The organism is Ruminococcus flavefaciens 007c, from assembly GCF_000571935.1.
GTDB lineage: Bacteria > Bacillota > Clostridia > Oscillospirales > Ruminococcaceae > Ruminococcus > Ruminococcus flavefaciens_F.
The window spans coordinates 97,073-112,566 of the sequence record NZ_ATAX01000007.1; the positions used below are offsets into that span (position 1 = coordinate 97,073).

At 47.1% G+C, this 15,494-nt stretch carries 9 protein-coding genes; 4 read left to right on the plus strand and 5 right to left on the minus strand.

What is annotated here, in order from left to right:
• Positions 1-137: 137 nt before the first annotated feature.
• From RF007C_RS01755 to RF007C_RS01765, 3 genes are all read right to left on the minus strand, one after another.
• Positions 138-1,241 carry a zinc ribbon domain-containing protein gene (locus RF007C_RS01755; protein ID WP_051456472.1) on the minus strand — a complete coding sequence of 368 codons (1,104 nt, stop codon included), beginning with the start codon at positions 1,239-1,241 and terminating at the stop codon, positions 138-140.
• Positions 1,242-1,421: 180 nt separating this feature from the next.
• A complete protein-coding gene (locus tag RF007C_RS01760) occupies positions 1,422-2,228 on the minus strand; it encodes a hypothetical protein (RefSeq protein WP_037296646.1) in 807 nt (268 codons plus the stop codon).
• Positions 2,229-2,392: 164 nt separating this feature from the next.
• Positions 2,393-2,719 carry a DUF4298 domain-containing protein gene (locus RF007C_RS01765; RefSeq protein WP_051456473.1) on the minus strand — a complete coding sequence of 109 codons (327 nt, stop codon included), beginning with the start codon at positions 2,717-2,719 and terminating at the stop codon, positions 2,393-2,395.
• Positions 2,720-3,216: 497 nt separating this feature from the next.
• Between RF007C_RS01765 and RF007C_RS01770 the strand changes: the two genes are divergently transcribed.
• A complete protein-coding gene (locus RF007C_RS01770) occupies positions 3,217-5,922 on the plus strand; it encodes a CotH kinase family protein (RefSeq protein ID WP_242836257.1) in 2,706 nt (901 codons plus the stop codon).
• A 71-nt stretch (positions 5,923-5,993) separates the two neighbouring features.
• Here the strand turns inward: RF007C_RS01770 and RF007C_RS01775 are convergent, their stop codons facing one another.
• Positions 5,994-6,749 (minus strand): FMN-binding protein, encoded by a 756-nt coding sequence (locus tag RF007C_RS01775; RefSeq protein WP_051456474.1) that lies wholly within the window; start codon positions 6,747-6,749, stop codon positions 5,994-5,996.
• Between the two features lie 540 nt (positions 6,750-7,289).
• On the opposite strand from RF007C_RS01775, the gene RF007C_RS01780 reads away from it, so the two are divergent.
• The 3 genes from RF007C_RS01780 to RF007C_RS01790 all read left to right on the plus strand — a co-directional run bounded on the left by RF007C_RS01780 (position 7,290) and on the right by RF007C_RS01790 (position 14,287).
• Positions 7,290-8,006: an ABC transporter ATP-binding protein gene (locus RF007C_RS01780; protein WP_037296652.1), complete on the plus strand. Its 717-nt coding sequence runs from the start codon at positions 7,290-7,292 to the stop codon at positions 8,004-8,006.
• 12 nt (positions 8,007-8,018) lie between these two features.
• Positions 8,019-10,778, plus strand: a complete 2,760-nt coding sequence (locus RF007C_RS01785) for an ABC transporter permease (RefSeq protein ID WP_037296655.1) — start codon at positions 8,019-8,021, stop codon at positions 10,776-10,778.
• A 404-nt stretch (positions 10,779-11,182) separates the two neighbouring features.
• A complete protein-coding gene (locus tag RF007C_RS01790) occupies positions 11,183-14,287 on the plus strand; it encodes a CotH kinase family protein (protein WP_051456475.1) in 3,105 nt (1,034 codons plus the stop codon).
• Between the two features lie 77 nt (positions 14,288-14,364).
• Here the strand turns inward: RF007C_RS01790 and RF007C_RS17665 are convergent.
• A partial coding sequence (locus tag RF007C_RS17665; RefSeq protein WP_242836258.1) for a GDSL-type esterase/lipase family protein occupies positions 14,365-15,494 on the minus strand: 1,130 nt, incomplete at its 5' end.

The window sequence follows — 15,494 nt, forward strand, 5'->3', positions numbered from 1 at the left end:
TTTTCCGTTGAATTTCATCTGAAATCCGCCTGTATACAGAAGGACTTCATCAAGACGCTGCTCCATATAAAAAAGCCACAGCATCTCCGAAATGCATCGGAAATGCTGTGGCCGAACTCACCGTCTGATATGCATGTTCAGAGCTTATCGGGATTATCAGCATTGCAGTTGGGACAGCGTTTATACTTTGAAGCAAAGGTAGTACCGCAGTACTGACATACTGTACGCGCTGAGGATGTATTGCTGCCATAGCTCTGGGGAACGCTGCCATAAAGGTCTGTCATGGTTCCCTGAGGCCGAGAGCTCTCCATACCGGGATAAGCGGGCTTCTGACTTGCAGGAGGCACCGTGTAATTATCCGTCTTTGGCTGCATATACCCGCCGCCGTACTGCATATCCTTTTCGCTGTCCGTAGGTGCAGGCACTGCATTGCGGTACTTCAGATCAGGCAGACCTACCATTACCGAAGCATGGAGTATCAAGAACAGCACTGCAAACACCACAGGAAAAGGGATCGACCTGAATATGGAAGGCTTTTTGTAGTTATCCGTAAACTCCGAGAAAGCCTTGTTCAGAGCCGCACCTATATCGGTGTCATCCTGAAGGAGCGCATTATGGAACCTGCTGTTGAATTCAGCTGTCACATCTTCAGTCAGCACAGGATCGGTATCATCACCCTGCATACCCTCCCAGTACCAGTCATTGAAGGCCGGATCGGGCTTGTCGGGCTGAGAGTAGACTATGAGCCAGTGCATCTCGTCGTTGAACTCTGAAATGTACCTGTCATAGGCATAGCTCTGAAGAGAACTGCTCTCCTTCTGCCACTGGTAATTCTTTACAGTAATGACTGAAGGAGCAACGCCTGTCTTTTCCATAAATCTGTGAAGGGTAGCATCCAGCTCGCTTTCATTGTTGATAACATTACCCTCGTCTTTAATTATAATAGTATGATCGTAATTCTTTGGCAAAACGCGGAAAGCCGATTTCAGTGACGGAAGCAGTCCGATAACGAAGGGCAGATAAATCAGCAGGACCAACAGCCTTAGCGGATGGAATCCCGGCTTGAAGTTCTTGTCCGCATAGAAATATCTTGGCTCGTTATGGCGGTAATAGACATATCTCCTTGCCCCGTGAAAATAATTTCTGCTTATCCTCGGTCCGGAGCTTCCGTGTGAACCTCCGCCGTGGGAGCCTCCGTGTGAACCTCCGCCGTGGGAGCCTCCTCCTGATGAATGTGGCATACCAATTCCCCCTATATCAATATGATAGAAATATTATATACTCAAAAGTCATTTTTGTCAATATATTGCGGAAAGATTCTTTCGCAGGCATACTGCGGAAAGGCTGATCTTCCAGTAAGCCCCCCTGCATATGAAAAAAGCCACAGCGCCGTGATGCAGCGCTATGGCATATTTTCTGTCTTATCTGTAACACTCGGGACCGAAGAGCACCTTATCAAAGAAGTCCTTGGTCTTTTCCTCGCCCAGCTGCTTCTTGAACACATCTGTTGAAACTCCGCCCTGCTCCACCAGATCGTCGCAGTATTTCTGGGTTATCTCAAGCTTTGCAGCCTTTTCCTCCTCGGAAAGCGGCTCAAGCTCCCGTGCAGTTTCCATATAGCAGCGTATAGTGTCGCAGAACATCTGCTCTATCCTGTCGTCGTCCTGACGCTTGCCTGCCTTGTGAAGCACCACTGTCATAAGCTTGTCATACCATGCAGGCTTTGTCTCCAGCTCTTCAAGGTCGCTGTAACTGCCGCTGAACTTCTTCAGCTTTTCTATGACACCCTTGTACTCGGGTGATGAGGTATCCCCGACCAGATCATAGAACTCGACATAAGCCTTTCTTTTGCCCATAATGTACATGAAATCCATTGAAAGCAAGGGCATATTCTTCTTATAGGGAGTGATGATAAAGGACACCATCTGCATGAAGCCCATATTCACCTTCATCACCGAAAGATTGCCTGTATCTTCAATATCATACTGGGAAACATCGAACTTCATGACGCCGTACATTTTAATCTGCCTGTACTCTCCCGGATCAACGGGAGTAAACGACGCATATTCCGACATAGTTTTCATGCCCGAATCAAGAGTGCGGTTCATCACCTTCATGTTCTTTGAGGCATTCACTGTGGTAAAGCCTGCCAGAAAGCCGATAATAAAGAAAATGACCATCAGCACAACTGGCCACTTTTTCCTTTTCTTCACATCATTGTTTTTCATACCATCTCTCCTTATGTCATTTCCCTGTTAAACAGGTATCAAAAGCAATGCCATTATAGCACAGAAAGCCCCTTATGTCAAGGAGTACAGGCGTTTTCGGACAGCCGGCGCCGACTTTTTACGCCGAAACCGTAATGATCTTACATCACGGGAGTGACCCAATTTCACTCTATGTTTTCCGCAAGCTCCGCGACTGTCCCGGCTATCTCACTATGCTCCTCCAGCAGATCCCAGATACCGTCCTCGGACAGCACTCCCCTTTTCAGCTCCGCCGGGAACTCTCCTGCCTCGTCAGCACTGAAATCAAGCTTCCACTGTTCGCTGCCGTAGTATTCCTTCAGCGCACTGACATCTTCCTTTGCCTTTATGTAAGCTACCACTGCTTTTTTCAGCTCAGCCTGTGCCGAAAGTGCTCTGACAAAATGCTTTTCCATCTTCTTTATGCGCTTTACGGCGCTGTCATATTCCTTTTCATTGCTGTATACTGACATTTCTTTTTCTCCCTTGTGACATAAAAATGCTATCCGCGTAACTTAATTATACCACAGGAAAGCTGCTTTTTCAATACTTTTTCCTTATTCTGCGTGAAATGCCCCGGTTTTACCGGTGATACCTGCGTATAACTATATGACAATATTTTTATGCCCATAAGCTTTACAAGCCGAAAAACTGCAACAAATCTTATTTTATGATTGAAAAATCTGTACTAATGTGCTATAATATAAAGTACGGAGCATTGCTCCGCACGGATACCGCCGCGGTAATTCAGTTACCGTATATAAATAAAGAAAATCACAAATACTCTGAGGATGATCTGACTGCTTATTTTTATATTTTTCGATGAGGCAACACTGAAGCACTTTCCCTGTCCGTGTGAGCATTCCCTCGCTCACGGACGGACAAGGAAAGGACGGGCGATCAAAAGCAAATGACCTTATGCACGGAGAAGACCGTGCCGCAGAATAACGAAAAATATAAGGAGGAAAACATGAAAAATCATTTCAATCGCAGAGCTGCTGCGGGTATCGTATGCCTCGGTCTGATAATGCAGACTGCCGCATATCTTCCTGCAAATGCCGAAAAAGACGGCGGTATAACCATTAACGAGGTCTGCTCGAAAAATACTGAATTCAAGACATCGGACGGAAACTGCTTCGACTGGATCGAGCTGTACAACAGCAGCGGAAAAGAAGCCGACATCTCGGGCTGGGGACTTTCCGACAAGGAAAAGACACCTTATAAGTATACTTTTCCCGAGGGTACCCATATCCCCGCAGAAGGAAGACTTCTGGTCTTCTGTGACAGCGACGCTGCTCTTGCCAATGATAAGATAGCTCCCTTCGGACTTTCCGCATCGGGTGAGACACTCATACTTACAGACACACAGGGCAATACTGCTCACACTATCACCTTCGGCACTCTTGCTGCCGATACCTCATACGGTCAGTACCCCGACGGAAGCGGAGAATTCTACAATCTCAGCTGTACTCCCGACGCCGCTAACTGCGCTCCCGAGGGCAGCGCTGCGGTACGTCAGCCTGTATTCTCACAGGACAGCGGCTTCTATGACAGCAGCTTCTCTCTTTCACTGACGTCCGAAGAGGGGTGCAGGATCTACTATACCCTCGACGGAAGCGATCCCGATACCTCCTCAGAGGAGTATACCGGCCCCATTACCATTGAGGATATGTCCGAGACTCAGAACCGTCTCAGCGCACGCACCGACATCACTCCCAACAAATCTGAACAGCCCCGCGAAACTGTTGACAAGGCAGCTATCATACGTGCTGTATCCGTAGACAGTGAAGGCCGCTTCAGCGAGCCTGTTACAAAGACATATTTCATAGGCAGAACAAATTCGGGATACTATACTCAAATGAAGGTCGTTTCACTCGTTACCGATCCCGATAATCTCTTCGATTATGAAAAAGGCATTTACTGCCTCGGCCAGAACTTCGGCGGCAAGGAAGAAGAAAAGCCCAAAGAAGAGGAAAAACCCAAGGAGGAAGAGAAACCCGAAGAGGGCGGTAAGCCCGAGGAAGGCAGGCCTGAGGAACACAGAGAACCGGGCGGCAGAGAAACTCCCAAAAGAGCCCCGAATGTATGGGAGCTCCCCGCAAACTATGCCATGAGAGGTAGAGAATGGGAGCGTCCTGCAAACTTCACTCTGTTTGACAGCGGCGAAAAGGTGCTCGAACAGAACGTTGGTATCCGCATCAAGGGCAACTACTCAAGATCACTTCCCCAGAAGAGCTTCAATATCTATACCCGCTCGGACTACGGCGCTTCGGAATTCGACTATGATTTCTTCTCGGGTTCTGCTGTAAAGGCCAAGAACGGAAAGGCAATCAAGAAATACGACGGCCTTGTCCTCAGAAACGGCGGAAATGACAATACCTTCGCTTTCTTCCGCGACAGCATAAACCAGAAGCTCATCGAGGACAGAGCCTTCGCTCATCAGGCCACCACGGAGTGCATCGTATTCATTGACGGTGAATTCTGGGGCATATACCAGATGATGGAAAAAATAGGCAAGGGTTATCTCAGCGAACATTACAGTGTAAAAAAGAGCGACATAGCCATGATAAAGAACGGCGAACTTGAAGAGGGCTCAGAGTCTGACCTCAACGACTGGAGCGAGCTCTGCAAGGGCGTCACAAACGGCAGCATTTCCTATGAAGAATTCTGCGAAAAGGTTGACAAGCAGGGATTTATGGATTATTTTGCAGCTCAGATCTACTGGGCTAATGCGGACTGGCCGCAGAGAAATTACTCTGCATGGCGCTCGGACGCTCCCGACGAGAATAATCCCTACGCCGACGGTAAGTGGAGAATGATACTCTTCGATACCGAATCGGGACAGGGACTCTACGGCAGCAGCGACAAGTCCTTCTCTGCCGACTGCTACAGACGTATAAGCAGCACTGACAGCGATATCGGAAAAATGTTCATCAAGCTTCTCGAAAACGAGGAGTTCAGAACGGAATTTGCAAGAACCATGATGGATCTGGCAAACTTCAACTTCACACCCGAAAGAACAAAGGAAGTCATAAACAGCTACAAGAACAATTTCAGGCAGCAGGTTCTCGATACCTTTGCACGCTTCCAGTCAAATAGCCTTTCGGGCGGAAACGGCTCAAACCGATTTGACAGCTCTATATCAACTGTCCTGAACTTCTATGCCCAGCGATATTCCTATGCAGAGCGCACTACAAGATCGGCTGCAAAGCTTTCTTCTGCTCCCGTCAAGCTCACTGTAAACAACAGAGGCGCACTGGGCAGCATAAAGCTCAATACTCTGGATCTTGACAAGACCAGGGAGTGGAGCGGCAATTATCACTCCGATTACGATATTACACTCTCGATAACTCCTGACGAGGGACAGACCTTCTCGCACTGGAAGATCAACGGTGCGGAGATCACCGAGGGCGATGCTTCTTCTGCTTCGATAAGCCTCAGACTTCAGTCAGACGCTACGGTAGAAGCTGTTTTCGATACAGGTATCCGCGGCGACGTAAATGCCGACGGAGACTTCAATGTAGGAGATCTTATCGTGCTCCAGAAGTGGCTGACTGCCAACAAGAACACAGAGCTTTCATGCTGGAAGAACGCTGACCTCTGTGAAGATGAGGTAATAGATATTTTCGATCTCATCTGCATGAGGAGAGAGCTTCTTGAGCTCACTGACGACTGATCCGCTTCAAAAACTCATACGGTCGATATATACAAAAAGCCCCGCAGTTAACTGCGGGGCTTACTCTTTTATCAGTTCATTGCCTGCATGAGAGCCTTTCTTGCAGCTTCGATTATACCGCCGGAGCTGTAGGTAGCTCCCGAGCAGGCATCTATATCGTCTGCGCTTGCACTGGCTTCTATCTTAGGCAATATCTCATTCATGGCTTTTTCAAAGAACTCAGGATCATCACCGTCAGACCAGGCGGTTATGCTGGTGATAACATCGTCCTCTATGGTAAGCCTTACGTGGACAAATCCCGAATATCCGTCCGCGTCGGCTTCATATTCGCCGTTCCTGTATGTGTAAGGCGACTCGGGCACGTCATTGTTCCTCTGGTTGTTTCCCTGATCATTGCCAAAAAAATCGTCCTTGACTTCAGGTGCAACTCTCTTTTCAAAATCATAATCCTCGGGCTCCTCAAAAATCTTGACATCATCGGAAGAAGACGCCGTTGTTGAAGTCGAAGTGCTGCCCCTGACGGCTGTGGTTTTTGATGTGCCTGTGACTGCAGCTGCGGCAGTTGTTGCAGCAGTGCCTGTATTTGCTGCGGTAGTTGCAGCTGTTGAAGCAGGTTCGGAGGTTTTTTCTGATGTGGGGACCGGCTTCTGATTATGGTTTTCGGTCCTGCCGCACGAAACCGCCCCCGAAAGAGCGAGTGGAAAGACCATAGCAAATGCGCAGAGCATTTTCGGTATGAAGCCTGCTCCATGCTTTTTCTCCTGCTTGCCTGAACAAAATGCAGCAAAAATACCTGCTGCGATAATAACTGCGATCAATAATAACATATTTTTTACCTCTCAATAGTGCCTGCCCTCCGCTGAACAAATGCAGAGTTCCGTATTTTATAGTTAGATCTGAGAACGGAAACGATCTCTTACATATCAATTTCCGAGTCTGCTGAACCGACTGTTTTCAAAACAAATACTTATTATATTTTACAGTATACTTCTTTTTATGTCAATGTAAGTTTTTAATAATACAAATGATCACAGGCAATGGTTTTTTAGTGAAAGAGGCAGTTATCTTACCTGTTTTTCGCCTTTTTCCGACAAAATCACCTGTACAGTATACCTGGGGGTATACTGTAAGGCGGTAATGTTTCCCCTGCCTCACAGGGATATATCGTTGTTTACACTTTTATTTGCATAAGCTAACTAAAATAAAAGTCGCCCTCACAGACTATAATATTGAAACTGCCGAAATGAGGAAAAACACTTGACAATTCGCTGAGTTCGTGATAACATATGAACGGATATTCATATGTTCATGTAAAGAACATGCCTTCTTTCAAGCTAATGACATAATGAAATAGGGAGGATATTGAAATGAGTAATGAAGAGAAAAAATTTCTTTCAGTAAACGGACTGAAAAAGAGCTTCGGCAGCGGAGAGACCAGACAGGAGGTACTGAAGGGACTGGACTTCACAGTAGGAAAGGGTGAATTCTGTGTGCTTCTCGGTCCTTCGGGCTCGGGCAAATCGACACTGCTGAATATTCTCGGCGGTATCGACAGCGCCGACGAGGGAGAGATCTCAATAAACGGCGACAAGCTCGCAGAAATGGACGAAAAGAGCCTGACCCGATACAGACGCAAGCACCTGGGCTACGTTTTCCAGATGTATAACCTTATCCCCAACCTCAACGTAAAGGAAAATATCGAAACCGGAGCTTACCTGTCAGATAAGCCTCTGGATATAGATGAGCTTCTAAAAATACTGGGACTTTACGAGCATCGTCACAAGCTGCCCAATCAGCTCTCCGGCGGTCAGCAGCAGAGAGTCTCCATAGGACGCGCTATTGTTAAAAATCCCGATATACTCCTATGTGATGAGCCTACAGGTGCTCTTGATTACAAGACCTCAAAGGAAATATTGCAGCTTATAGAGGACGTCAACCAAAAATACGGCAATACCATCATCATGGTAACTCATAACGAAGCCATAAAGCAGATGGCCGACCATATCATCAAGCTCCGCGACGGAAATATCAGACACGACAATATCAACAAGGATAAGCTCACCGCCGCCGAAATTGAATGGTAAGGAGGTGCAGCTATGAAGAAGAAAAACATCTCTTTCGGAAATCGCCCGAAAAATCCTCTTCGCAGGCGGGTGCTGAAGGATATGCTCCGCGACTGGAAGCGCTATCTTATGATAAGCCTTATGCTTATCGTGACTATCGCTTTTGTGTCGGGTATGTATGTTGCAAATAACAGTATGCTCAATTCCATCAATAAGGGAATTGAAGATCTCAGACGCGAGGACGGTCACTTCCGCCTGTCAAAAGAAGCTGACGAGGCTGTAATAAAGGCAGTCGAAAAAGGTGAAACTGCCGATGTTCCCGCTTTTTACCGCGAAAAGGCCTACAAGGAAGCCGCCGCCGAGGTGGAAAAATCAGTAAACGAAGCCGTAGAAAAAAATGTCTCAGAGCAGGTAAAGGAAGCCATAAAAGCACAGGTAACCGCCGCTGTTGACGAGAAAACAGCAGCTGCAAAGGCTATGGGGGCAGATATCCCCGAGTCAGAGCGCGAGAGCATGATAAACTCTGCCTTTGAGACTGCAGCGGCCGAGAATTACGATAAGGCTTACGATGAAGCCCTGAAAGCTGCCAGAGACTCCGAGGACTACAAAAATGCCATCTCCGAGGCTATGGACGAAGCAAAAAAAGAGATAGACAAGGAGATAGACGAAAAATACGACGAGCTTTCCAGACGCTACGGCCTTGACAAAAAGTCCGAAGCAGTGCCTGTCAGGGTATATCCTCTCCATTACAAGAACGCAAAGGAACAGCTGCCAGCACGCAGCAACTATTCGGGTACAATACGTGTCTACGGTCAGCGCAGTGATATTGACCTGTATGACCTTCTCAAGGGACGCTCCCCCGAAAACGGAAACGAGATAATTATCGACCGTATGCACGCAGACAATGCGAAAATCAAGGTCGGCGATACCATATCCGTGGAAAATGCGGATTTTGAAGTTGTGGGACTTGCGGCTTTTACGGATTACAGCTCTCTGTTCGAAAATAATACCGATACAATGTTCGACGCTCTCACCTTCGACATAGGAATGACCACAGATGAAGGCTTTCAGCGTATCCAGGCAAACACCTGTGCCAATTACGCCTTCACTTATAACAATAAGCCTGCCGATAAGTTCGAGGAAAAGGAAATGTCCGAGAGCGTCCTTAAAGCTCTCATCACGCAGACTGCTGTATCTGATACCGAAGACCTCGAAATAAAGGACTATGTCCCCGCCTATGCTAATCAGGCAATGAGCTTTGCGGAAAACGATATCGGCAAGGACAAGGCTATGGGTGAGATACTTCTGTATATCCTCACTGCTGTTCTGGCCTTCATCTTTGCGGTGACCATCAGCACTACTCTCGAACAGGAAGCCTCTGTGATAGGCACTCTCAGGGCGTCGGGCTATACAAGAGGAGAGCTTCTGCGCTACTACATGAGCGCTCCCATGCTCATAGTGGTTATCGCTGCCGTTATCGGCAATATACTGGGATATACGGTATTCAAGAACATCGTTGCGGATATGTACTACGGCAGCTACAGTCTGCCCCGATTTGAGACGATATGGACTCCCGAAGCCTTTATACGCACTACCATGATCCCCATAATACTCATGCTCATCATAAACGTGTTCATCATAACCAAGACGCTGAAGCTCTCACCGCTGAGATTTTTAAGACACGACCTGAAGCAGAAAAAGAGGAAAAAAGCCATAAGGCTGCCTGGATGGAAGTTCTTCCGTCGTTTCCGTATGCGTGTATTCTTACAGAATATCCCCAACTATATCATGCTTTTCACAGGTATAACCTTTGTTATGCTGCTTATCTCCATGGCCGTGGGAATGCCCGAGACACTGTCCTATTATCAGGATAGCCTCAGCGATATGACCTTTGCGGATTACAATGTAATTCTCAGCAGCACGGAAGACGATGAGGGCAATACCATAACTACCGCAAACAAAGACGCTGAACGCTTCTCCGTAATCTCACTCGATAGAAAGTCCGAGAGCTACAACGAGGAAGTTTCGGTATACGGCATATTCAACGGCAGCCGTTACGTAAAGCTGGACAACAGCGATGACAGCTCCGTATATGTATCAAAGGCTTACGCCGACAAGTACAACGTTCATGAGGGCGATACCATTACACTTTCCGAGAAATACGAGCATAAGGAATACAATTGGAACGTGTGCGGCATATACGATTATACCGCAGGGATCGCAGTCTTTATGAACAGCGGACAATTCAACGATTTCTTTGAAAAGGACGAAGACTACTTCAGCGGTTATATGTCCGATACCAAGATCAGCGACATAAGTGATAAGTATATAGCAAAGGAGATAACCATAAAGGATATGATGAAGGTCTCTGAGCAGCTCGATCACTCCATGGGCTCATATATGACCTATTTCCAGTATGTCTGCTTTATTGTTGCTGCTATCATACTCTACCTTCTCACAAAGATCATCATTGAGAAGAATGAACGCTCCATAGCCATGACTAAGATACTCGGCTATGAAAACGGAGAGATAGCCTCAATTTACCTCATACCAACGGCTGTCGTTGTATTCTTCTCGGAGTTCCTTGCAATTTATATCGGCTACAAGCTGATGAACTTCTTCTGGAAGCTTATAATGATGAAGATGAGTGGCTGGTTCGCATTCATTATGCCCGTATCGGGATTCGTAAAGGAATTCCTGCTGGTATTCGCAGCATATCTTCTCATTACCGTCCTTGACTTTATTCGTATCCGCAGGATACCCAAGGTCCTCGCACTTAAAAATATGGAATAAAAAAATAGCAGCCCCCGGGCTGCTATTTTTTATCCGGCCATTTGTTTGGAACAGTTTTTTGTCCTCACCACAAAATGTTATATAAAGATTATGGCAATATTACAATTGTGTTAAAATGATATTTTTATTTATCATAACTTTCGTCATTATTAACAGGCTTAACATCGGCATATAAAAAAAATTTTTGCGCCGACAAAGACTTTTCAACGCAGATGCGTTGTTTTTATAATTCTTTTCAAAATCGATGTAAAAAATTGCAACAAACCTATTGAAATACATTGCCTATGTGTGCTATAATATTTTCGTTGTGCACAATAGTATTTATTTTACTGAACAAAAGAAAAAAATAAAGTTCGGATGACATCAGCGTTCAAGTATACTTATCTATTAATCGGAGGGAATTTATGGAAAACTCATCAAGGAAACGTGTTGCCGCAGGGGTACTTAGTTTCGGTCTGCTTTTGCAGTCTGCCTCGTACCTGCCGGTACACGCTGATGACAATATCAAAGTGACACTTAATGAAGTCTGCTCCAAGAATACAACTTATCATGCAGGTGACGGGAACTGCTATGACTGGATCGAACTCTTCAACAGCGGAAAAGATGAAGCGGATATTTCCGGCTGGGGACTTTCGGACAAAGAGGATTCGCCTTTCAAATACGTTTTTCCATCGGGAACTCGTATACCATCAGACGGAAAGCTCATTGTATTCTGCGACAGCGACGCAGCAGCAAACAATAACAGCATTGCTCCTTTCGGACTATCAGCTTCAGGCGAGACTCTTATACTTACAGACCTGTCGGGACAGACAGTACAGACTCTTAACGTTGAGGCACTTGCCTCGGACAAGTCCTACGGACAGTACCCCGACGGCAGCGGCCAGTACTACGAACTCAGCTGTACGCCCGCAGAGAATAACAGAGCTCCAGAAGGAAGCGCAGCTGTACATAAGCCTGTTTTCTCACATGAAAGCGGCTTTTACGACAGCAATTTCACCCTTACCCTCACAGCAGACGAGGGCTGCGATATATACTATACAACTGACGGAAGCGATCCCGTATACGGATCGGAAAAGTATACCAAGCCTCTCAGTATACAGGATATGTCTGATACCAGAAACCGTCTCAGCGCCCGCACAGATATTGTTCCCGATGGAGCCGAGGCTCCCCGCGACAATGTCGACAAGGCAGCTATAATCCGTGCCGTTGCCGTAGACGGTCAGGGCCGTGCCAGCGAATACGTCACCAAGACATTTTTCGTGGGCAAGACCAATTCAGGATACTACAAGAACATGAAGGTAGTCTCTCTCGTTACAGATCCTGCCAATCTCTTTGACGAAAAAAAGGGCATCTACTGCCTGGGAAGAGTCTATGAGCAGAACAGGAACGGCGAGGACAGAAATGCATGGTCCGTCCCCGCAAACTATACCCAGAGCGGCAGGGAATGGGAACGTCCTGCAATCTTTACCATGTTCGACAACGGCGAAAAGGTCATAGATCAGAATGTAGGCATACGTATAAAGGGAGCCTTCTCAAGATGCCTGGCACAGAAGAGCTTCAATGTTTATACCCGAAAGGATTACGGCACTTCGGAATTTGATTATGATTTCTTCTCCGGAAAAGCTGTCAAGGCCAAGAACGGCAAGGCTATCAAGAAATTCAACGGCGTTGTCCTCAGAAACGGCGGAAACGATAATACAGGCGCTTTCTTCCGTGACAGCATCAATCAGTCACTGGTTTCCGACAAGACCTTCGCCCATCAGGCTACTTCGGAATGTATACTCTTCCTGGACGGCGAATTCTGGGGCATCTACCAGATTATGGAGAAGATCAATACTACCTTTATAAGCGACCATTACGGCGTTAAAAAGAACGACGTCGCTATGATCGAGAACGGCGCCCTTGAAGAAGGCAGCGACAAGGACATAAGAGACTGGCACGACCTCTGCAATGCCATGGCAAATAACGGTATATCCTATGATGAATTCTGTCAGAAGATGGATATACAGAGCTTTATGGAGTACTTCGCAGCTCAGATCTACTGGGCTAATGCAGACTGGCCGCAGAACAACTTCAGTGCATGGCGTTCAAATGCCATTGACGAGAGCAACCCCTATGCCGACGGCAAATGGAGAATGATACTCTTCGATACCGAATCAGGTCAGGGACTCTACGGTACAGAAGATAAGTCGTTCTCTGCCGACTGTTACAGACGTATACGTGAAAACAACAGCCAGCTCGCAAGAGTATTCAACAGCCTCATGAATAACGAGCAGTTCAGGCTGAAATTTGCAAGAACCATGATGGATCTGGCAAACAAGAACTTCACAACAGAAAGAACCAACAGAATAATCGGCAATTACAGAAACAGTTTCAGACAGCAGGTCATCGATACTTTCAGACGTTTCCATTCGGGCAGCTTATCCGGCGCCAACGCTGAAAGGCGCTTTGACGGTGATATGAACACAGTTACCGAATTCTACTCTCAGCGTTACCAGTACGCTGAGCGCACCACAAGATCGGCTGCAAGGCTTTCTTCCGAGCCCCACAGACTCACTGTGGTCAATTCCGCCGACAACGGCAGTATAAAGCTCAACACTCTCAGCCTCGGTCAGATCGACAGATGGAGCGGCAATTATCACTCGGACTACGATATCTACATCAAGGCTCTTCCCGTTGAGGGACGTACCTTCTCACACTGGAAGATAAACGGAGCAAGACTTACAAACGGTGATACGAGCACAGCTTCGATCAAGGTAAGACTTGAGGGAGATGCAACGGTAGAAGCAGTTTACAGCGACGGTTCCTCCCCTGCTCCCGCAGCGACGACAACGATCGTAACTACGACTACAACTGTTACTACTACAAAGCCCGCAACAACTACCACAAAGCCTGCTGTAACAACAAGACCTTTGCCCGGCATCAAGAGATGCGCCAAGGTAATCCAGGCAGAGGACTTTGATTTCAACTCGGGTACAGACAACGAGAATTGCTCCGAAGGCGGAATCGACGTTGCTTACATCGAAAACAACGAATACATAGGCTTTAAGAACGTGGAGCTTACAGGCGCCAAGAAGATAGATTTCCGTATCGGCTCCAACGGTGCCAAGGCTGTCCTCGAGGTATGCATTGACGCTCCCGACGGCAGAGTAATAGGCAGAATGGACATCAAGGGCTCAGGCGGCTGGCAGACCTGGAACACCCAGACCTGCAATATCGAAGAAGTCAGCGGAAAGCACGATGTTTACTTCAGATTCACAGGTGGAGAGGGATACCTCTACAATATCAACTGGTGGAGAGCCGACAGCCCGCTTTCCGAGCTGGTCACCGGCGATCTCAACGGCGATGGCGTAATAGATATTTACGACCTCTGCCAGATGAAAAAAGCTGTTCTCAACGGCGGTGCGGAGTACTTCGGTGCTGCTGATATAAACGGTGACGATGCAATAAACGGCGATGATCTTTCTCTCCTAAGGAAATTCGTTCTCGGTGAGATAAAGTCATTCTGAGCAGCCGGATACAGCAATACATCATATCAATAAAGGGAAAGCAGTCTGTAACAGATACAGACTGCTTTTTTTATACATTATTTATTAAGGCCGAGGAGGATCTGCTGTATAGCCTGTGCATCATCGACTGTAAGACCATCGCCGTCCATATCGGCATTGACCTTGCCCTGTTCGGTAAGATGCTTCTCGGCAGTACCGTTCAATCCGTATTTATTCGGATTTGCAAGTGCCTGCATGATGAGTATAGCGTCTGCAAGATCAAGAACGCCGTCATTGTTGGCATCTCCTGCCTTGAGAACTGTAAGTTTCTGTACTGTTGTTGTGGTTGCAGAAGTTGTGGCAGAAGAAGTTGTTGTTGTAGTTGTGGTAGTGGTAGTGGTCGTCGTTGTTGCGGAGGTTGTGGTAGTCGTTGTTACAGCCGGCTTTGATGAGGATACATATTCATCTATCATTCCTGCAAAGAGCTTGCCTATCTTCTCATAGCCCTTAGCGTTGGGGTGAACACCGTCTCCAAGATCTGCTGTGCCGTTGAGGCAGCCGTGAACATCGGCAAAGGTAACTCGCTTGCCGCTGCTCTTGTATTCCTCTGCGACCTTCTTTACGGCGCTGTTGTAGCTTGCGATCTGAGCGGATTTATCTCCGCCGCCGCCAAACATTCCGCCTCCCAGCTCAGGGATAGTGGAGAGGAAGAGCATACTGTCTGAGGGCATATTTCCGAGTATATAATCAACAAGTGCACGGAGATCCTTCTCGCACTCGCTTGTCGAACGGTTAGCGTTCATATCATTTGTTCCGATGATGAGGAGAACTATATCAGGCTGTGCCTGCTTGATGGAATCTTTCTCATTTAGCACCTCGTACAAGCTGCCCCATCCATTGTTCTGCTTGATCGTATAACCGCTGTATCCTGCGTGATTGTTATCGTAGGTAACACTCTGTCCGTTATAATTGAATGAAGCAGTATCAGGACCTTCGGGACCAACAAAGTCGATATTGTTATAGCCCTTTTCCTTGAGGAAATAGTAGAGGAACTTTCTGTATCCGCCTGTATCTCCCATACCAAAAGTGATGGAGTCGCCTACGGGCATGATCTTTAAAGCTGTGCTGATGTCAGTAACACCCGGATTACCGCTCTGGCCGCCTTGCTGACCGCCCTGCTGGCCGCCTCCAAACTGACTGAAATCAAAACCGCCCTGACCGCCTTGCT